The 18,516-nt window shown below is 68.6% G+C and carries 20 protein-coding genes; 14 read left to right on the top strand and 6 right to left on the bottom strand.

Annotation, left to right across the window (positions count from 1 at the left end; all coding sequences use genetic code 11):
• Positions 1-41 precede the first annotated feature (41 nt).
• The 4 genes from OG714_RS43515 to OG714_RS43530 all read left to right on the top strand — a co-directional run bounded on the left by OG714_RS43515 (position 42) and on the right by OG714_RS43530 (position 4,326).
• Positions 42-2,309, top strand: a complete 2,268-nt coding sequence (locus OG714_RS43515; RefSeq protein ID WP_406129472.1) for an MMPL family transporter — start codon at positions 42-44, stop codon at positions 2,307-2,309.
• 8 nt (positions 2,310-2,317) lie between these two features.
• Positions 2,318-3,016 carry a DUF2993 domain-containing protein gene (locus tag OG714_RS43520; protein WP_406129474.1) on the top strand — a complete coding sequence of 233 codons (699 nt, stop codon included), beginning with the start codon at positions 2,318-2,320 and terminating at the stop codon, positions 3,014-3,016.
• A gap of 87 nt (positions 3,017-3,103) precedes the next feature.
• Entirely contained in the window at positions 3,104-3,412 is a 309-nt protein-coding gene (locus tag OG714_RS43525; protein WP_406129475.1) for a transposase, read from the top strand.
• Complete coding sequence (locus OG714_RS43530) at positions 3,409-4,326, top strand: IS3 family transposase (protein WP_406129477.1); 918 nt, start codon at positions 3,409-3,411, stop codon at positions 4,324-4,326. The genes OG714_RS43525 and OG714_RS43530 overlap by 4 nt, the downstream gene beginning before the upstream one ends.
• A gap of 28 nt (positions 4,327-4,354) precedes the next feature.
• On the opposite strand, the gene OG714_RS43535 is transcribed toward OG714_RS43530, so the two are convergent.
• Positions 4,355-4,495 carry a hypothetical protein gene (locus tag OG714_RS43535; RefSeq protein WP_406129478.1) on the bottom strand — a complete coding sequence of 47 codons (141 nt, stop codon included), beginning with the start codon at positions 4,493-4,495 and terminating at the stop codon, positions 4,355-4,357.
• 908 nt (positions 4,496-5,403) lie between these two features.
• On the opposite strand from OG714_RS43535, the gene OG714_RS43540 reads away from it, so the two are divergent.
• The 4 genes from OG714_RS43540 (at position 5,404) to OG714_RS43555 (ending at position 8,343) form a co-directional block, all read left to right on the top strand.
• Positions 5,404-6,141: a sulfotransferase family protein gene (locus OG714_RS43540; RefSeq protein ID WP_406129480.1), complete on the top strand. Its 738-nt coding sequence runs from the start codon at positions 5,404-5,406 to the stop codon at positions 6,139-6,141.
• A gap of 44 nt (positions 6,142-6,185) precedes the next feature.
• Positions 6,186-6,566 carry a hypothetical protein gene (locus OG714_RS43545; protein ID WP_406129481.1) on the top strand — a complete coding sequence of 127 codons (381 nt, stop codon included), beginning with the start codon at positions 6,186-6,188 and terminating at the stop codon, positions 6,564-6,566.
• 564 nt (positions 6,567-7,130) lie between these two features.
• Complete coding sequence (locus tag OG714_RS43550) at positions 7,131-7,763, top strand: hypothetical protein (protein ID WP_406129483.1); 633 nt, start codon at positions 7,131-7,133, stop codon at positions 7,761-7,763.
• A gap of 124 nt (positions 7,764-7,887) precedes the next feature.
• Positions 7,888-8,343, top strand: a complete 456-nt coding sequence (locus OG714_RS43555; protein ID WP_406129484.1) for a tellurite resistance TerB family protein — start codon at positions 7,888-7,890, stop codon at positions 8,341-8,343.
• Between the two features lie 165 nt (positions 8,344-8,508).
• On the opposite strand, the gene OG714_RS43560 is transcribed toward OG714_RS43555, so the two are convergent.
• Positions 8,509-9,441, bottom strand: coding sequence for a M56 family metallopeptidase (locus OG714_RS43560; RefSeq protein ID WP_406129486.1), 933 nt, complete (start codon positions 9,439-9,441; stop codon positions 8,509-8,511).
• 6 nt (positions 9,442-9,447) lie between these two features.
• On the bottom strand, positions 9,448-9,840 hold the full coding sequence (locus OG714_RS43565) for a BlaI/MecI/CopY family transcriptional regulator (protein WP_406129488.1): 393 nt from the start codon (positions 9,838-9,840) through the stop codon (positions 9,448-9,450).
• A 223-nt stretch (positions 9,841-10,063) separates the two neighbouring features.
• Here OG714_RS43565 and OG714_RS43570 point away from each other — a divergent pair, with 223 nt between their 5' ends.
• Both OG714_RS43570 and OG714_RS43575 read left to right on the top strand, forming a co-directional pair.
• A complete protein-coding gene (locus OG714_RS43570) occupies positions 10,064-10,639 on the top strand; it encodes a TerD family protein (protein WP_406129490.1) in 576 nt (191 codons plus the stop codon).
• A gap of 80 nt (positions 10,640-10,719) precedes the next feature.
• Positions 10,720-11,304, top strand: coding sequence for a TerD family protein (locus OG714_RS43575; protein ID WP_406129492.1), 585 nt, complete (start codon positions 10,720-10,722; stop codon positions 11,302-11,304).
• 21 nt (positions 11,305-11,325) lie between these two features.
• On the opposite strand, the gene OG714_RS43580 is transcribed toward OG714_RS43575, so the two are convergent.
• Positions 11,326-11,592, bottom strand: a complete 267-nt coding sequence (locus OG714_RS43580; RefSeq protein ID WP_406129494.1) for a GlsB/YeaQ/YmgE family stress response membrane protein — start codon at positions 11,590-11,592, stop codon at positions 11,326-11,328.
• Positions 11,593-11,835: 243 nt separating this feature from the next.
• Here OG714_RS43580 and OG714_RS43585 point away from each other — a divergent pair, with 243 nt between their 5' ends.
• Both OG714_RS43585 and mgtA read left to right on the top strand, forming a co-directional pair.
• Positions 11,836-12,222, top strand: a complete 387-nt coding sequence (locus tag OG714_RS43585) for an ArsR/SmtB family transcription factor (protein ID WP_406129496.1) — start codon at positions 11,836-11,838, stop codon at positions 12,220-12,222.
• Positions 12,206-14,878 carry a magnesium-translocating P-type ATPase gene (gene mgtA, locus OG714_RS43590; RefSeq protein ID WP_406129497.1) on the top strand — a complete coding sequence of 891 codons (2,673 nt, stop codon included), beginning with the start codon at positions 12,206-12,208 and terminating at the stop codon, positions 14,876-14,878. Before OG714_RS43585 ends, mgtA begins: the two co-directional genes overlap by 17 nt.
• 46 nt (positions 14,879-14,924) lie before the next feature.
• On the opposite strand, the gene OG714_RS43595 is transcribed toward mgtA, so the two are convergent.
• A complete protein-coding gene (locus tag OG714_RS43595; protein WP_406129499.1) occupies positions 14,925-16,442 on the bottom strand; it encodes a sensor histidine kinase in 1,518 nt (505 codons plus the stop codon).
• A 6-nt stretch (positions 16,443-16,448) separates the two neighbouring features.
• Positions 16,449-17,261: a response regulator transcription factor gene (locus OG714_RS43600; RefSeq protein WP_406129500.1), complete on the bottom strand. Its 813-nt coding sequence runs from the start codon at positions 17,259-17,261 to the stop codon at positions 16,449-16,451.
• A gap of 393 nt (positions 17,262-17,654) precedes the next feature.
• On the opposite strand from OG714_RS43600, the gene OG714_RS43605 reads away from it, so the two are divergent.
• Positions 17,655-18,215, top strand: coding sequence for a hypothetical protein (locus tag OG714_RS43605; RefSeq protein WP_406129501.1), 561 nt, complete (start codon positions 17,655-17,657; stop codon positions 18,213-18,215).
• An 89-nt stretch (positions 18,216-18,304) separates the two neighbouring features.
• Positions 18,305-18,430, top strand: a complete 126-nt coding sequence (locus OG714_RS43610; RefSeq protein ID WP_406129503.1) for a hypothetical protein — start codon at positions 18,305-18,307, stop codon at positions 18,428-18,430.
• Positions 18,431-18,516: the final 86 nt, after the last annotated feature.

The following is an 18,516-nucleotide window of genomic DNA, read 5'->3' on the forward strand; positions in this document are numbered from 1 at the left end:
GAGCGATCCCGCCCGACGAGGGCCCGACAAGGAACGACGGTATGACCAACGCTCCCGCACCTACCCAGGAACCCGACCGCCCCGAGGCGTTCGCAGACGTCGGCCGACTGCACCGGCTCGGCCGCTGGTGCGCACGACGGCCGTGGTGGGTGCTCGGCGCCTGGCTGCTGGTGCTGCTGGCCGCACTCGGCGCCGACCGCGCCTGGGGCGGCACCTACGACGACGACTTCTCGCTGCCGGGTACCTCCGTGCAGACCGGAGCCGACCTGTTGGACGCGCACGGATCCGCGACCGTCCGTGGCACCGCTGCCCAGATCGTGCTGCACACCGGCACCGGATCCCTCACCGACCACCAGGACTCCGTCGACACCGCCGTGGCCGCCCTGAAGCAGCTGCCCGAGGTGATCTCGGTGACCGATCCGCTCGGCACACCGGGGGCGGTCTCGGTAGACGGTGCCACCGGCATCGTGACCGTCCGCTTCACGGAGAACCCGGCCCGCTTCGAGATGTCCTATCTGCACGGCGTCGACGATGCCGTGCAGGGCCTGCGCGCCGACGGCGTCCAGGTCGAATACGGCGGCCCGCTGGGCCAGTTGGCACGTCCGAAGGCAGCGGACCGGCTGTCGGAGGTGATCGGGCTCGCCACCGCGGTGATCGTGCTGCTGGCCGGATTCGGCAGCCTGGCCGCGGCCGGGTTCCCGCTGCTGACCGCCGTCGTCGGACTCCTGTCGGGCATCTCGCTGCTGGGACTGCTGGCCGCGGCCTTCACCTTCGGCAACGCCGCACCCACCCTGGCCACGATGATGGGCCTGGGTGTCGGCATCGACTACGCGCTGTTCCTGGTCACCCGCCACCGCCGACTGCTGCGGGACACGGACGCCACCGCCGACCCCACCGAGGCGGTGGGCCGGGCCGTGGCCACCAGCGGCCGGGCGGTGATCGTCGCCGCCGCCACCGTCGCCGTCGCACTGGGCGGCCTGTACGCGTCGGGCGTGAACTTCATCGGCACCCTCGGCATCGCCGCGGGCCTGACCGTCGTGGTCGCCGCCGTCGCCGCGCTCACCCTGGCCCCCGCCCTCCTCGGCATCGCGGGCCGCCGCATCGACCGCTGGCGGGTCCGCACCCCGGTCGACGAACCCGACGACATGGCCGACACCTGGCACCGCTGGGCCACCACGGTGGGCCGCCGCCCGTGGCTCTTCCTCACCGTCGGCACGCTGGTGCTCGGTGTCCTCGCGATCCCCGCCGCCTCCATGCACCTGGGCCACATCGACAACGGCGCCGACCCGACCGGCTACACCGACCGCCGCGCCTACGACCTCATCGCCGACGCCTTCGGGCCCGGCACCAACGGCCAGTTCACGATCGTCGCCGACGTAAATGGCGCGCACACGGACACCGGAGAACTTTCCGCGACACTGTACGACGCCCTGGCCACGACGCCCGGCGTCACCCACGTCACCACACCCGTCGCCAGCGACGACCGCACCCTGCTCGTCTCCACCGTCACCCCGGACACCGGGCCTCAGGAGACGGCCACCTCCGACCTGATGCACCGCCTGCAGAACGACACCCTGCCCCACGCTCTCGCGGACTCGGGCGGCCACGGTTACGTCACCGGTGTCACCGCGGCCCAACTCACCTTCCGCGATGTGGTCGTGGACCGGCTGCCGGTCATCGTCGCGGTGGTTGTCGCGGCGGCGTTCCTGCTGCTGCTCACCGTCTTCCGCAGTCTCCTGGTCGCCCTCAAGGCGGCTCTGCTCAACCTGCTCTCGATCGGCGCCGCCTACGGAGTCGTCGTCGCGGTCTTCCAATGGGGCTGGGGCGGCTCCCTGTTCGGCGTCGACGAACCCGTCCCGGTCGAGTCGTACGTGCCGATGATGATGTTCGCCATCGTCTTCGGCCTGTCCATGGACTACGAGGTCTTCCTGCTCTCCCGGATCCGCGAGGCGTGGCTGCACACCAAGGACAACCACCTCAGCGTCGCCACCGGCCTGGCCGGCACCGCCCGTGTCATCACCTGCGCCGCCCTCATCATGACCAGCGTCTTCCTCGCCTTCCTGCTGTCCACCAACGTGGTCATCAAGATGCTGGCGCTGGGCCTGGGCGTCAGCGTCATCGTCGACGCCACCCTCGTCCGGCTCGTCCTGGTCCCCTCCACCATGTATCTGCTCGGCCGTGCCAACTGGTGGCTGCCACGCTGGCTCGACAGGCTCCTGCCGCACCTCGACCCCGAAGGCCCTGGCTCCGACACCGCTGCGGACGCCGCCCGGGCCGCCGTTCCGGTCGTTTCGGGGGACCCGCAGTGAAACGCTCCATGTTCAGGCCGCACCGTGCCGTCTCGGTGACGGCGACCGCCCTCGTGCTTCTCCTTCTCACCACGACCGTCGCCGAACTCGCCGCCCGTACACTGCTGCACAGCCGCCTCTCCGCTGCGGTGGGCCGGACACTCGGCAAGGACACCGATGTCGACATCGACGGCGGTCCGGCCCTGCTCGACCTCTTCGAACGGCACCTCGACGCCATCACCGTCACCAGCGGCCACGCCACCCTGGGCCAGATCCCCGACGTGTCCCTACAGGCCCGTCTGGACGACGTACGTCTGACCGGCGACCACTCGGGCACCGTCGCCCGAACCCACGCCGACGTCGAGATCCCCGCCGCCTCCCTGCAGAACATGACCACCCAAACGGACGGCCGGCTCCCGGTCACGGACGTACGCCTCGACGACCAGGCCGACACCATCACCCTCGACCTGCAAGGCGGGCTCGGCCGGGCGACGCTGCAACCCCGGCTCCAGGACGGGCGCGTGACGCTACGTCTGGATGACGCGGAGATCCTGGGCAGCCCCGCACCCGCCGCGGTCGTCGACCGGATCCAGCACAGACTCACCGACCGCACCAACGCCGACTATCCCCTGGGCCTGAAAGCGACAGCGGTTGACGTCACCTCCACGGGCCTCACGATCACACTCGACGGAGGCCCCGCCCGGCTGCCCGGCACGACACAGGCGTAGCCGGTTCCGGCTGTCGGGTGAGGTTCCCCCGAGATGCGGAGTGTGTTGACAGCGGGTCAGATGGTTCTCCTGAGAGGAACATCGACCATGGCTGCGCCGAGGAAATACTCGCTGGAGTTGCGTGAGCGTGCGGTGCGGATGTATCGCACCACCGAGCCGAAGCCGCAGATCAAGAAGCTCGCCGTCCAGCTCGGTGTGCATCCCGAGGCCCTGCGCGGTTGGATCCGCCAGGCCGAGCGGGACGCCGGCGAACGCAATGACGGCCTGACCACCGACGAACGCGCCGAGCTGATCGCGCTGCGCAAGGAGAACGTCCAGCTCAAGCGCGCGAACGACGTCCTGCGCACCGCCTCGGCGTTTTTCGCGGCGCAACTCGACCCGACCCGGCCCAGGTGACCGCGCTCCTCGACGAGCACCCCCGCCTGGGAGTCGAGTGCGTACTTCGGGAACTGCACATCGCCTCCTCCACCTACTACCGCTGGCGCCGCGCGGAGCGCGAGCCCTGCGAACGCGTGCGGCGGGACACGGAGCTGACCGAGCGGATCAAGGAGATCCACGCCGATTCCGGCGGGATCTACGGCTCCCCGCGCGTGCACGCTGCCCTCAAGCGTGAGGACGTCCACGTCGGCCGCAAACGCGTCGAACGCCTCATGCGCGAGGCCGATCTCGCGGGCGTGAGCCCCAGGAAGAAGGGCTTCACGCGTCGTGATCCGAAGGCCACCCTCGCCCCGGACCTCGTGAACAGGGACTTCACCGCAACCTTGCCGAACCGGCTGTGGGTCACCGACCTCACCATGATCCCCACCGGCGAGGGGCGGTTGTGGCTCTCCGCGATCCGCGACGCGTTCTCCCGGCGGGTGGTGGCCTGGGAGACGTCCGCCCGAGCGGACGCCGACCTCGTGCTGTCCAGTCTGGAGTACGCCCTCGCCTCCCGCGAGGTCGAGCCCGGCAAGCTCGTCCACCACGCCGACCACGGCTGTCAGTACACGTCCATCAAGCTCACACCTCGCCTTGTCCGAGCGGGAATTGAGGCATCCATGGGGTCCGTCGGGGACAGTTACGACAACGCCCTCGCGGAGAATCTGTGGATGCTCATCAAGACCGAGTGCGTCCGTGGCCGCGTCTTCGCCACACGTGCCGAGGTGAACCTCGCGCTCTTCGAGTACATCGACGGCTTCTATAACTCGCGGCGCATCCAGGAGAAGCTCGGCTGGCTCAGCCCGATCGAGTTCGAGGAGAAGCACTACGCCGAGCAGGTATCGGCCGAACGAACGAACCTGAAACCCCGTCAACCCACTCTGACCAGCTGATCAGCACCTCTCGCACAGCGGGGGAACCTCAGTCGTGCACGAGGTTGAACAGGTCATCGAACCGACGGCCCGGATCGGCCGTCGCCCAATGGTGCAGCTTGGTCTGCATCTCCAGTACCCGAGCCCGAGAACTTGGATCCTCACTGTTCAGCGAGGTGTCTTCTGGCATTGCAGTCCCTCCTTGCATGCTTTCCGCTGCCGCCCTTCCCCATGTGACCGGCTTTCCCGGCCTCCGAGTACTACGGCGGCTCCGCCCCGCCCGATCCGTTCGGCTGTCGGTGCGCCTATCCGCGCTCCCCATACGGGAGTTGAGGGGCGTGGAGCTGCGACCGGGCGGTTCCCGTGTTCACTGTGATTCGTTTGTCGAAGTAGGAGCCCGACTATGTCCCAGCGGCCTCGCCACGAGTACGCCGCAGACTTTCCTCGTGGCCTCCCACGCCCGCTCTTGAATACGGTCGTGGAAGTTCCCGCCGCCCCTTCGGACGACGAGACGCACCGCGCCCGGCCCAGATCCGCCAGGTTCGAGCCGGTGTCGGGGTTGAAGGACGTAGTAACGCCGGTTCCTCGCGTACTCCTCTTCGTCTCGCTCGCCGGGCCCGCACCATCTGGCAGTGCTGGTACGTCCCGGCTTTGTCAGGGCCGCTCCCGCCCTCTCCGGCACCACCCGGGTCAGGCTGCCCTCAGCTACGCTGACCTGCTGCGACAGGCCAGAGGTGACGGTCTTTCACCTCCACTCGAACCACAGCGCCTCACGGCGCAACCAAGATCCCCGACAGAGTCAAGCTAGGGAGATGGCGTCGGTCGGCCTCGCCGCCGCAGCGCGTTCCGGGTTGGGGCCTGGGTGCTGACCGACCTGTCATGTCATTTCCGTCATAGCGTTTGTCTCATGGGATTCTCATCGGCTGTCCATGGCTAAACCGGGGGGGTGTATCGGTATGGTCAAGCATTCAACGGGAGGGTAAGGCTCCGCATACCGGGACAGGTCAGGGAGGCGCCGCGATGGTCTTGAGCGGTCCGGGGGTGCGCCGTGTGGCAGGCGCGGTACGGCGGCGGATACGAAAGCCGGCCGGGCCTCCGATGGTGCAGGCGGCAGACCGGCTCGTGCCGGCTCCGGTGTTCGTCCTCTCCTCCGTGCGCTCCGGCTCCACGCTGCTGCGGGTTCTGCTCAACAGCCATCCGCAGATCCGCGCCCCGCACGAGATGCACCTGCGCACGCTGGCGGTCAGTCTCACCAAGCCGTACACCTCGAAGGCCATGGCCCAGCTCGACCTCGACCAGCGAGAGCTGGAGTACCTGCTGTGGGATCGCATCCTGCACCGGGAACTGGTGCGCAGCGGCAAGCGGATCATCGTGGACAAGACGCCCGGCAACGCCGGGTTCTGGGAGCGGTTGCACGAGGGCTGGCCCAACGCCCAGTACATCTTCCTGCTGCGTCACCCGGCGTCGATGGTGAGCTCGCTGATCAACAACCGTCCCGACCGTGACCTGGATGCGACCGTGCGTGAGGTGCGCATGTATGTCGACGCGGTCGAGGCTGCCCGCGGAGGGCTGGACGGTCTCACGGTCCGTTACGAGGAGTTGACCGAGCGGCCGGAGGAGGTCACGCGGGAGATCTGCGCGTATCTCGGTGTGCGGTGGACGGCGGCGATGCTGGATTACAGCAGTGGTGATCACGGGCCGTTCGTGCCGTTCATCGGTGACTGGAGCGACAACATCAAGTCAGGGAAGATCCAAACGGCGCGGCCACTGCCGGATGCGGCGAACGTGCCGGCGGCGCTGCGCGACATCACCCGTGCCTGGGGGTACCCGTGTTGAGCGACCTGAAGTGCCGATGTACCTGTCCGGGAGCCACGGTGTGGGTGACCGGGCGGCAGCCGGCCGATCGGCTGGCTGCCGCCTATACCCTGGCTGAGCGGCTGTTGGCCGATCAGCGCCGGGTCGAAGTGCTCGACCGGTTCGACGGCCCCGGAACAGATCTCGAACGCACGGGTGTGATGGCCGAGGTGTTGGCTCGCAACGGCGTTGTGGCGATCGTCCCGTGTGCCGCGGAGAGCGTGGCCGCCGTACGTACGCGCCACGAGGCGAGCGGCACCCGGTATATCGAGGTTTCCGTGACTGAGTGGGAAGGCCCAGTGGATTCGGCAACTGCGGTGCACGGGCTTCTGGTTGGGCGGGATGGATCAACACGCAGAGATGCGGCTGTTGCTCGGGTCTCGCGCAGTCATCCCGCGACCTGCTGAGCCACGGATCTGTCGAGCTGATGGCCCCCGGACTCCGTGAATTCCGGCGGCCTGCTGATCGTCGCGTGCCAGAAGCCGCAGCACCGCAGACATTCTAACACCGCTGATCAGATGGAAGGTTCTACCATGGACTCAAGGCGGGGGTGGAACGCCCCACGGCGGTCGCCTGGTTGAGCCGGGAGCCGGTCGAATATCGGCTGGAACGGCGGCGTTTCGTCACTGTGTTGGTGCTTCACGGCGGGCACACGCGGGCTGCCCTGGCGGTGGGCGAGAAGGTTTTCGCCGAGGCGGGCTGCACGGTCGCCATCCTGATGAGGCAGATGATTTCCCCGGACGATCACCCCGGGCCGGCGCGGGCATCCCACCTCGCCTTACACCAACCCTGTGACCAGCTCCATCAGGATGGGACTCCCCCGTTGAGGCTCGGTCCCGACACCTGCGCCGCCCGTCGGCCGAGGCTTTAGAGGTTGCGCAAGTCGGGAACCATTACACTCGCCCCCTTACCGCTCGCGTGGGTGCGATCGGCTTCTGTCGCCGCGGGCTTTCATTCATCGGGGGAGATGCATGCCGGATCCTGAGCTTTCGGGGGAGGACAGCGGCGTCGCCTTCGAACAGATCCTGGAACAGGCTCTGGACTCCGGACGGGTCAGGGAAGCGCTGGCGCGTTGCGGCAGGACACCCGATCGCGAGCGACTGCGTAGGGAGGTGCTCCAAGCGCGTACTGCCATCGTCGAGGCTGCTGCGGTCGAGTACCGCGACTATCTGGAAGCCGGGGATGGGCAGGACGGCTGCCGGAACACCGTTTCTCCGGCTGTGGCCGGTACGCGCGGCGGTGGCTGGCTCATGGCCGTGCTGGGTGTGGTGGCTGTCGCCGCAGCCGTGTTGCTCGTTCTCGGGTTCGGACTGCGTGCCTTTGTCGGGCGGCCCTACGTCGGCGATGGCCTGATGACAGCGGGGCTGATTACTGGCGCTGTGGCTGCCGGGGCGGCGGTGGGCGACTTCGCCTGGTCGTTCAGGGCGGCGGCCCGCGACCGCTCCGGCGCGTATGACGGGGCGTCGCGCGACGGAGGGGCCGAGGTCGGGTGGGTGCGGGAGGAGTGGGAACTGGCCTTGCTGGAATGGGGATTGGTGCCGTTCCTGCTGGACCGCATCGAGGAGCCGGGACTGGTGGAACGGGACAACCGTCCCCCTCGGTGAGCCATACGGACAGAGGGCGCGTGTCCGTCCTGATATCTTCTACAACACTGTAGATATAGAAATGGACGGCCGTCCGGTTCGCCTCGTACGCGGCTCGGGCGGCCCCGGAGCATTCGGAGTTGGCATGGCCCTGTGGGACCGCTTCAAGGAGTCCGCGTCGACGATGCAGACTCAGTTGGTGGCGAAGAAGAACGACTTGAAGAGCGGTGCGTTCCGGGACGCGAGCATGGCGATGTGCGCGCTCGTCGCCGCGGCCGACGGGAAGATCGACCCGTCCGAGCGGCAGCGCGTCGCCCAACTCATCTTCAGCAACGAGGTGTTGCAGAACTTCCCGGCCGACGACCTCCAGCGCCGCTTCGACGACAACCTCAACAAGCTGACCGCCGACTTCGACTTCGGCAAGGTGGGCGTGCTGCAGGAGATCGCCAAGGCGAAGAAGAAGCCTGCCGAGGCGCGTGCCGTGATCCAGATCGGCATCATCATCGGCGGCGCCGACGGCGACTTCGACGCCACCGAGCGGGCTGTGGTCCGCGACGCCTGTTTCGCGTTGGGGCTGCCGCCGCACGAGTTCGACCTGTGAGTCGGTCTCTCTGAGCGGAACGGCGTTGTGGCCGACGGGAGTTGAGTCCCGTCGGCCACAACTGCTTGTGCTGTCGGCAGTGTAGGAGGCGGGCACTGCTGCAGGTTTCTTTGGCCCCACGTGCAAGGCTGCCGCAGGTGTGCGCGGAGTGGAGTACGCGGATCTTTAGAACGGTGTGGCCGCGTGCAGGAGAAGCAGGAGCGTTACCGCTGAGTTTGCCGAGAACGTGGCGGACAGGGCCGCACCCGCCGCAGCGCTCCACAGCGCCAGGCCCGCAGTGGTGAAGAGCGGCGGCCAGGTACGGGCCAGAGGCGGTGGTGCCAGTAGGGCGGCGACCCGGCGGGGGAGGGGACCCGGCGCCGCGAGGGCCGCTAGCGTCCGCGACGGCGTACCGCGTGAGACCAGGGCCGCCTTGCCGATCGCACGGGCGACAGCCTTGCGACTGCCGACGGACTGGGCGGCCTCTTCGTCCGCCCAGCGCTCCGCGACGTAGGAGATTGCCGTGCGCAGCGGCAGCAGGAACGGGTTGGCCTGAGCCGCCAGTTGCGCGATCAGCAGGTGGCGGTGGTGCCGAGCTGTGAGATGGGCCCGCTCATGAGCGAACAGGGCTCGGCGTTCTTGGGTGTTCAGGCAGGTGAGCATGGCGGTGGACACCACGATCCGGTCGCGTGGACCGGCGGGCAGGGCGTAGGCGTACGGCTCGGGGGCGGGGAGGACCGCGACCAACGTGTTGCGTAGGTCGACGAGTGCTTCGTGCGCCTGCCGCCGGATCCGGTAGTGGCGCCACAGGGTCCGGCCACAGCCCACGACCACGGCGAGAAGGACGGGAATCGCTGCCTTCCCCACGATCTCGTCGTGGGGCACGCTCTCACGTACCTCGGGGTCGGACCAGCCGTCCGGCAGTGGGTTGCCGGGCAGTTGGGCGGTGCCGACCACCATCAGCAGGCCCAGGCACAGCGTGCTGCACAGGGCCATGACGGCGGCCACGGCGCTCAACAGGGTTGTGGCGGCGCGCGGATGCAGGTGCTGGGTGGCGAGGCGGGCGATCGGCCAAGCTGTTAACGGCAATACGAGTGGCAGGAGGACGAAGAGTCCCACGGGACGTCAGCCGCCTGCCGACTCGTCGGTCGCCTGGTCCAGCAGGTCGCGCAGCACCTGCTCGTCATCCTCCGGAAGGGCGGTGAGGAAGCTGGCCAGCACCGCTCTGCGGTCCTGCTCGCGATTGAGTACCTTGTGCATTTTCAGCGCGGCGAGTCCCGCCTCGTCCGCAGCCGGCGACCAGACGAACGAGCGTCCCTGCCGCACGCGGGTCACCGCCTGCTTCTCCAGCAGTCGGCTCAACACGGTCATGACGGTCGTGTAGGCGAGATCGGCGTCCAGGTGCTCCTGTACCCAGGCCGCGGTCACCGGTGCGTCGGCGGTGAGCAGGGCAGTGAGCACCCGCGTCTCCAGCTCGCCCTGTGCCCGGCGCTGCGGGCGTAGATCCGGCTTCGCCACGTTCCGTCTCCATCCTGCCGCTCCGAGGCGGTGATCGTCACATCGTATAGACCCGGTATGTCGGCTCATCCCGCGTCGAGGAGATCGGTCAGCTCGGACAGGTCGGCGCGATCGGAGCCGCTCGCCCGTGCCGTCCCTCTCGATTATTTCTACATTGTTGTAGATTCTAGCTCGGGGTCCGTGCCGCGGACCCGGACCGTTGGTATGCGTGGAGGGGTGAGTCATGGGTGTTTCCCTGGCCAAGGGCGGCAACGTTTCGCTGAGCAAGGAGGCGCCGGGCCTTACGGCGGTGCTGGTCGGGCTGGGTTGGGACGTGCGCACCACGACCGGTGCCGACTTCGACCTGGACGCCTCCGCCCTGCTGCTGAACGCGTCGGGCAAGGTCGTCTCGGATCAGCACTTCGTGTTCTACAACAACCTCAAGAGCCCCGAGGGTTCGGTGGAGCACACCGGCGACAACACCACCGGTGAGGGCGAGGGCGACGACGAGTCCGTCAAGGTCAACCTCGCAGCCGTACCGGCCGAGGTCGACAAGATCGTCTTCCCCGTCTCGATCCATGACGGCGAATCCCGTGAGCAGAGCTTCGGCCAGGTCCGCAACGCCTTCATCCGCGTCGTCAACCAGGCCGGCGGCGCCGAACTCGCCCGCTACGACCTGTCCGAGGACGCGTCGACCGAGACCGCGATGGTCTTCGGCGAGCTGTACCGCAACGGCGCAGAGTGGAAGTTCCGTGCCGTCGGCCAGGGCTATGCCTCCGGGCTGGCCGGGATCGCATCCGACTTCGGGGTCGGCGTCTGAGGGACTCGCCCTCAACTCCCCTGACTACTCAGCTCGTAGTCACCTGTCGAACCGCCGAGTCGTAGAAAGAGAGATCGTGCATGTCGGTCAACCTGGGCAAGGGCCAGCAGATCAGCCTGAGCAAGTCCGATGGCAGCGCCCTGAGTTCCGTACGGATGGGGCTCGGCTGGCAGGCCGCACCCCGCAAGGGTTTCCTGGCCAAGCTGACCGGTCCCCGGGAAATCGACCTGGACGCCTCGGCGGTGCTGTTCGCCGGCCGTGAGCCTGTCGATGTCGTCTTCTTCCAGCATCTGACGAGCGATGACGGGTCCGTCCGTCACACCGGGGACAATCTGACGGGTGGTGCCGGCGCCGGCGGCGACGACGAGATGATCCTCGTCGACCTCGGCCGCGTCCCCGCGCGCGTCGACCAGATCGTTTTCACGGTCAACTCCTTCACCGGGCAGACCTTCGCCGAAGTGCAGAACGCCTTCTGCCGCCTGATCGACGAGACCAACGGCCAGGAACTGGCCCGCTACACGCTCAGCGGCGGCGGCACCCACACGGCGCAGATCATGGCGAAGCTCTACCGTGACGGTGGCGGCTGGCAGTTGAAGGCGATCGGTGAGGCTGCCGCCGGCCGGACGTTCCAGGATCTGCTGCCCGCCGTCGCCGCTCATCTGTGACAGCGCTGCTGAACTGCCCCGTCAGTCTCGGGAGTTGCCGAACAGTACGCGGTAGGCGATGAGCAGGACGAGGGAGCCGCCGATCGCCGCGCCCCAGGTGTAGAGGTCGAAGAAGTGGTTCTCCACCGGGCGGTCGAAGAACCGGGCGGAGATCCAGCCGCCCACGAACGCGCCCGCGACACCGATGAGCGTCGTGATGATGAAGCCGCCCGGGTCGCGTCCGGGGAGCAGGATCTTGGCGATGCCTCCGGCGAGCAGACCGAGGATGATCCAGCCGATGATGCCCACGTCGTTGTCCTTCAGTTGGGTCGGGCTGGGCGGAATCCGCCAGGTGCCCGAGGTTGTGCATTGCTTGATTGCGCAAGCCTAGGAACAGTTGTGGTGTGTGGCGAGAGCCTGTCGGCCATCGCAGGTGAGCCGTTGAGGACCTGTCACCTGTTCAGGACATTTGCGCAACCCAGGAACTGGAATCGTGACAAGGGCATCGGGGCCGGACGCCTACACTGGGTGGGCGGGTGTGCGGCGGCTGTGATGTGGGTGGGACGGGAGAGGACTGTGGCGGAGAACGTCGGTCGTTATGAGGACCCGTCTGCCGAGGTTCTGGCGGAGGCGGCCTCGGCGTTCGGACTGCTCGCCTCGCCGGCCCGGCTCCACATCATGTGGGCGCTTTCCCAGGGGGAGAGCGATGTCACGCACCTCGCCGACCGGGTCGGCGGCACGCTGCCCGCGGTCAGCCAGCATCTCGCGAAGCTGAAGCTCGCCGGGCTCGTACGCTCCCGCCGTGAGGGCCGGCGGCAGGTCTACTACGTCGACGACCCCGACACCGTGACAGTGGTGCGGGTGATGGTCGGGCAGTTGACCGTACGTTCGCATCAGACTTCGGCACCGGTGCACCCGCTGCGTGGGACTGGTGCCTGAGACCACCGTGTCCTCGGGGCCCGGTGCTGACGCGCCGGACCCTACGGTCGTATCAAGGCCGCCTGGTGCCGATGAACCGTGGCCGGGGCTCGCCGCGCCCACCGTACTGGAGGTGCTGCGCCGACTCGACAGCGGTCCGCGTGGGCTTACGGAGGCGCAGGCCGAGGAACGGCTGGCCCGGTGGGGCGAGAACACGCTTCCGGCCCGGAACGAGGCATCCTGGCCGGTGTTGTTCGTCCGCAGTCTGCGCGATCCGTTCACGGCGGTGCTGGGATGCCTCGGCCTGGTGTCGGCGGTGGTCTCCGCGTGGGGCACAGCCTCGGTGATCCTTCTGCTCGTGGTGGTGAGCTGCGTACTGCGTGCGTCGGGGGAGCACCGGGCCGACCGGTCCATGGCCCGGCTCCGCAAGCTGGTCGCCAACACCGCCACCGTGCTGCGGCGCGCCAACGAGGACGCTGCGCCGACGGCTCGCGAAGTCCTCGTGGAGGATCTGGTTCGCGGCGACGTGGTCATGCTCGGGCCGGGCGACCTGGTTCCGGCGGACGTACGACTGCTGCGGGCGAGGGGTCTGACCGTGCATCAGGCCGCGCTGACGGGAGAGTCGGCCCCTGTCGAGAAGTATGCCGACGACTCTCCCAGGGCGAAGTCGAAGGTGGGGGAATTCGACCAGCCGCAGCTGTGCTTCCAGGGCAGCGGCGTCGCCTCCGGCAGTGCTTCCGCGATCGTCACCGCCACCGGCGCGCATACGCGCTTCGCCGCAGCCCACGGCCACGGTCCGGGCCGAGCGGAGGCGAGCGCGTTCGATCGCTCCGTGCACGGTATCTCGTGGATCCTGATCCGGTTCATGCTGCTCACCCCGCCGTTGGTGCTGATGGCCAACGCGGCGCTGCGCGGGCGTGGCCTGGAGACGGTGCCGTTCGCCGTAGCGGTGGCGGTCGGGCTGACGCCGGAGATGCTGCCGGTCCTCGTCACCACCTGCCTGGCTCGCGGAGCCTCGCTCCTGGCCCGCTCGCACGGCGTGATCGTGAAGCGGCTGCCGGCCTTGCACGACGTCGGTGCCGTGAACGTGCTGTGCCTGGACAAGACCGGCACGCTCACCCAGGACCGCCCGGTCGTCGACCGCGCCCTCGGCCCGGACGGCCAGGACGACCCCGAGGTCCTGCGCTGGGCCGCCGTCAACGCCTGGTGGACCCTGCAGCTCGCCGACCTGCCGGCACCCGACGCCCTCGACGAAGCCGTCCTGGAATCGGCCGACGAGGACGAACTCATGGCGTACGACGGGACGGGGGCCGTTCCGTTCGACCCGGTGCGCCGGCTCGCCACGGCGGTCGTCCGCACGCCCGGCCGTCTCGGCGTACACACCCTGGTCGTCAAGGGTGCCGTCGAGGCCGTCCTGCACCGCTGCACCCTGGCCGAGGAGGAGCGGGAACGGCTGCACGCCCTCGCCGCCGGGCAGGCCGATGCCGGGCTTCGCGTCCTGGCGGTCGCCACCGCCGAGCGCCGCACCCGCCTCCGCGACTACACCCCTGCTGACGAACGCGGCCTGGCCTTTCAGGGGTTCGTCACCTTCCGGGACGCACTCGCACCCAGTGCCGCGGGCGCGCTGAAGGTACTCGCCGAGCGGGGCGTCGCCGTCAAGGTCCTCACCGGAGATCACCCGGGCACCGCCACCCGCGCCTGCCGCGACCTCGGCATTCCCGTCGCCGAGGACGCCGTCCTCACTGCCGACAGCATCGACGGCCTCACTGACGACGAACTTTCCGCCCTGGTCGCCCGTACGACGGTCTTCGCCCGCTGCACCCCCGAGCACAAGGCCCGCATCACCCGCGCCCTGCGGACCACCGGGCGCACGGTGGGCTTCCTCGGCGACGGAGTCAATGACCTGCCCGCTCTGCGCGCTGCCGACGTCGGCATTGCTCCGCGCGACGCCGCCGATGTGGTCCGCGAGGGCGCCGACCTGGTCCTGGCCGAGAAGGATCTCTCCGCGATCGACCAAGCGATCAGCGCGGGCCGGTACGCGGGCGGCAACGTCGCCGCGTATCTGCGTATCACGCTGTCCTCGAACCTCGGCAACGTGATCGCGATGCTCTGCGCGGGTCTGCTGCTGCCGTTCCTGCCGATGCTCCCGGCACAGGTTCTCGCACAGAACCTGTTCTTCGACGCGGCCCAGTTGGCGTTCGCCTATGACCGCCCGCATCCGTCGGTGCTGCGTCGCCCGACCGTGTTGCGCCCACGCGAACTACTGCGCTTCATCACCGGCTTCGGCGTGCTCAACGCCGTCGCCGACCTCGCGACCTTCGGCGTTCTCACGCTGGCCCTGCACGGTCCGGGAACGGGGGACGACGAGGCGGTGTTCCATTCCGGCTGGTTCACCGAGAACCTGCTCACTCAGGCACTGGTGATGATGCTGCTGCGCCTCGGCAGTCGCACTGCCCAGGAGCGCAGGCCGGGCCCGGTCGCCTGGGCTGCGGCGGCGCTGGCCGTCATCGGCTTGTTGCTGCCGCCCTCGCCCCTTGGCCCGACGCTCGGCCTGACCGCATTGCCCGTCGTCTACTATCTGCTGCTCACCGTGGTTCTCGTGTTCTACGCAGCCGGACTTCTGGCAGCCAGGGCGGCTTACATGCGACGTCGCCCGGAGCGTGGGACGGCAGGGTGAGGCCATGGCCCCGCGTGCCGATGCCGAGCTCTCGGTAGCCCATGGCTCAGGTGTGTGTCCCAGTGGGCAGGCATACCCGGAAAAGGGATCCCCGGCCGAGGGCGGTCTCCAGTCCCAGACGGCCTCGATGCGCGGTCACCAGGGCTGAGGCGATGGCCAGGCCCAGGCCGGAGCCGCCGCCTTCCTGGCGGCTGCGGGAGGCGTCGACGCGGTAGAAGCGTTCGAACACTCGGGCTGCTTGGTCCGGCGTCAGCCCTGGTCCGCGGTCGGCGACCTCGATGACGCTGCTGCCGTCGATGGCCAAGCCGACACCGATCCGTACCGGGGTGCCGGTCGGGGTGTGCGCGATGGCGTTCCCGATGAGGTTGGCGACCACCTGGCGCAGTCGGGCCTCGTCGCCCAGTACCAGGGCGGGAACCGGTGGAGTGTTCGCGCCGCCTGGTCCGGTGAGGGTGACCGGCCGGGTCGGGTCGAGGGCGGTGATGTCGTGGAGGGCGTCGACCGCGAGGGTTCGCAGGTCCATGGGGGCGAGTTGGAGGGGGCGTTGCTCGTCCATCCGGGCGAGCAGCAGCAGGTCTTCCACCAGGCCGCCCATCCGCACCGCTTCGTTCTCGATGCGGTCCATGGTGCGTTTGATGTCGGCCTCGTCCGGCAGCGCGCCCATCCGGTACAACTCGGCGAAGCCGCGGATGCTGACCAACGGGGTGCGCAGTTCGTGGCTGGCGTCGGCGATGAAGCGACGCATCCGCTGCTCGGACTCGGCGCGGGCGGAGAAGGCGGTCTCGATCTGCGCCAGCATGCTGTTGAGGGCGGTGGACAGGCGCCCTGCTTCCGTACCCGGGGATGATTCGGGCATTCGGTGGGACAGCGGTTGGCCGGCGGCGATCTCGGCGGCGGTGGTCTCGATCCGGCGCAGGGGCCGCAGCCCGGCCCGCACGGCGAACCACCCGGCCACGGCCAGTACTGCCACGACGAGCCCGCCGATCAGCAGGAACGAATCGCGCATCTGGGCGGTCGTGGCGTCGGCCTCGTCCATCGACGCCGCCACCAGAAACCCGGCGGGCGGCGTCGTTGCAGAGGTGGAGACAGAGCCCGGCAGGACGAGTACGCGCCATCTGCCGCCGCCGCGATCGCTGGGCACGGTGAGCGCCGTGCCGGTGTGCGCCCGCAGGTGGGTGGCGTCCAGGACGGGCCACCGAGGCAGCGGAGCGTCGTCGGTCACCGCAGCCCCGAACTGCTCGGAAACCGACCCGTCAGCGGCGGGGAAAGCAACGACGTACTGGCTCCGCATCAGGGCGCTCGGGCGGCCGGAGGCGGTGGGACGGTAGGCGGCGGTGCCTTCGGCGGCCAGCCTGTGAGTCACCGATTTTCCGTACTGCCGCAGCTTGTGGTCGAGCCGCTGCACCAGTTGCCGTTGAACCGACCCCAGTACGACCGTGTCACTGGCGGCCAGGCCGCAGACGACCAGAGCCACCGCGAGCAGTACCAGCCGGGAACGCAGTGACAGGGCGGAGGGGCGCGGCACGGCCAGTCGGCGGGCCGGAGCGGTGGCGCTCGTGGGCACTGCGGATCAACCCTGGGGGTGGCGCAGCACGTAGCCGATGCCGCGCACGGTATGGATGAGCCTAGGCGCGCCGTCGGCTCCGGAGTCGAGTTTGCGGCGCAGATAGGAGATGTAGGACTCGACGATGCTGAGGTCGCCGCCGAAGTCGTAGTTCCAGACGTGGCCGAGGATGTCCGGCTTGGACACGACCCTGCCGACGTTGGTCATCAGGTATTCGAGGAGCTTGAACTCGGTGGGGGACAGGGAGACTTGTCGTCCGCCGCGCAGCACTTGGTGGCCCACCGGGTCGAGGACGAGGTCGGCCACGGCCAGGCTCGCGTCCTGTTCGAGTGGGCCGGTGCGGCGCAGGACGGCGTGGATCCTGGCGATCAGCTCCTCCAGGCTGAACGGCTTGGTGACATAGTCGTCGCCGCCCGCGGTGAGGCCGCTGACCTTGTCCTCCACCCCGTCCCTCGCGGTCAGGAAGAGCACGGGGAGCCGATCTTTCTCCACTGCGGCGGATCTGCCGTGGATGCCGGACTCCTCACGCAGCCGTCGCACCACGGTGAAGCCGTCCATGTCGGGCAGCATGATGTCGAGCACGACCAGATCGGGACGCTCACGGGCGACCGCGACCATTGCTTCTGCTCCGGTGGCGGCCGAGACGACTTTGAACCCGGCGAAGCGCAGGGAGGCTGAGAGCAGTTCTCGGATGTTGGGCTCGTCGTCGACGACCAGCAGGCTGGCCTTGTGTGTGTCCGTGGCGCTCGTCGTGCTCGCGGATTGCGCGGGGTCCTGGGTGTCGGTGTTCACGACGTCGGCGCCGGGCTGGTGGGCCATGGCAGGTTCTCCCTGTCCATCCATGCGGATCGATACGAGTCGATACGGGCATGAGCCGGGATTCACTCAGGGCGCCGTGCGTCGCCGCGTTGCAGGAGGGCGTCAGAACAGCGGGTCCCTGGCCGCCAGTTGTGGACCGCACGGCTCAAGCTGAGGGCTTCCTGGGAGCCTTGTCGTCACCACTGCCTTCGCCAACTCGAATCAAAGCGGTAAAAGCCGTCAATTCTGCCGTGCCCTCTTTCCTTTCTTCGCCCGGCCTTTCAGGGAATTCCCAGCCAACGCCCAGGGAACCCCCACCTGGTGGGCTGAGTCGCGGATCAGGCGCCCCTCGTATCCATTCCCGTGACAAGCCGTGACACCGGTCGCGCTCACCGCATCGAGGGGGAAACCGCCATGACCCTGACCACCGCCCGGTCGTTCGCTCCGCAGACGGCGATCCGGGGCGCCGCTTCGGCCGCAGCCCTCGCGGCCGGCGCACTGCTGCTCACCGCTTGCGGATCAATGTCCACCACGGCGAGTGTCCAGAGCGGGGGCTCCGCTTCCGCATCGACGCGTATGCAGCAGCAGACTGCCTACCGCCAGTGCCTGTCCCAGCACGGCTTCACGGCCAAGCCGCACTCCAGCGCCAGTCCGAGTCCCAGTCCCACCTCTGGCGGAGCGTCCGCTTCCGGCGATGCCGCCCGTGAACAGGCTCAGAAGGCGTGTGCCAGTCTGCGCCCGAAAGGCGGCCACGACGGACGGGGCGCCTCCAGCGGCGCGGAGAAAAAGGCCCTCGCCACATGCCTGAAGGAACACGGTGTGGCACTTCCTTCCGTCTCCCCGGGCACCGGCGGACCCCTGGGCGCGCTCAATACCGCCGACCCCAAGACCGCCCAGGCGCTCAAGACATGCAAGGCCCTCCAGCCGAAGCACGGTTCCGGCTCTCCGACGGCGAGCCCGAGCGCCTCCACCTGACCGGGCGTATCTCGGGCCAAGAGTTTCCAAAATATGGAAAAGGGATTTCAAGAAATCCCTCATCGCATCCCACGGAAAGGTCCGCTTTCATGTCCTTCAGCAAGATCATGCTCGGTAAGAAGGCCAAGCAGAAGGCCAAGGAGCACGACAAGAAGCACCACAAGCACGGCCACCATCACCACCGCAAGCACGCTGCCAAGAAGCAGGAAAAGTAGTCACAAGCGCCCAGAGGACGACGCCGGCGTGCGTCCATCGCACCAACGCTGCATGGACGTACGCCGGGGCCTTTTGACCCGGAGGG

This window comes from Streptomyces sp. NBC_00989 (genome assembly GCF_045162655.1).
Classification (GTDB): Bacteria; Actinomycetota; Actinomycetes; order Streptomycetales; family Streptomycetaceae; genus Streptomyces.

Coding starts and splice junctions, on each gene's coding strand:
- OG714_RS43520 (WP_406129474.1), top strand. CDS start 2,318: ATGTTCAGGCCGCACCGTGCCGTCTCGGTGACGGCGACCGCCCTCGTG.
- OG714_RS43600 (WP_406129500.1), bottom strand. CDS start 17,261: ATGGCCCACCAGCCCGGCGCCGACGTCGTGAACACCGACACCCAGGAC.
- OG714_RS43535 (WP_406129478.1), bottom strand. CDS start 4,495: ATGCCAGAAGACACCTCGCTGAACAGTGAGGATCCAAGTTCTCGGGCT.
- OG714_RS43585 (WP_406129496.1), top strand. CDS start 11,836: ATGTGGGTGGGACGGGAGAGGACTGTGGCGGAGAACGTCGGTCGTTAT.
- OG714_RS43540 (WP_406129480.1), top strand. CDS start 5,404: ATGGTGCAGGCGGCAGACCGGCTCGTGCCGGCTCCGGTGTTCGTCCTC.
- OG714_RS43525 (WP_406129475.1), top strand. CDS start 3,104: ATGGCTGCGCCGAGGAAATACTCGCTGGAGTTGCGTGAGCGTGCGGTG.
- OG714_RS43605 (WP_406129501.1), top strand. CDS start 17,655: ATGACCCTGACCACCGCCCGGTCGTTCGCTCCGCAGACGGCGATCCGG.
- OG714_RS43610 (WP_406129503.1), top strand. CDS start 18,305: ATGTCCTTCAGCAAGATCATGCTCGGTAAGAAGGCCAAGCAGAAGGCC.
- OG714_RS43515 (WP_406129472.1), top strand. CDS start 42: ATGACCAACGCTCCCGCACCTACCCAGGAACCCGACCGCCCCGAGGCG.
- OG714_RS43575 (WP_406129492.1), top strand. CDS start 10,720: ATGTCGGTCAACCTGGGCAAGGGCCAGCAGATCAGCCTGAGCAAGTCC.
- OG714_RS43555 (WP_406129484.1), top strand. CDS start 7,888: ATGGCCCTGTGGGACCGCTTCAAGGAGTCCGCGTCGACGATGCAGACT.
- OG714_RS43550 (WP_406129483.1), top strand. CDS start 7,131: ATGCCGGATCCTGAGCTTTCGGGGGAGGACAGCGGCGTCGCCTTCGAA.
- OG714_RS43570 (WP_406129490.1), top strand. CDS start 10,064: ATGGGTGTTTCCCTGGCCAAGGGCGGCAACGTTTCGCTGAGCAAGGAG.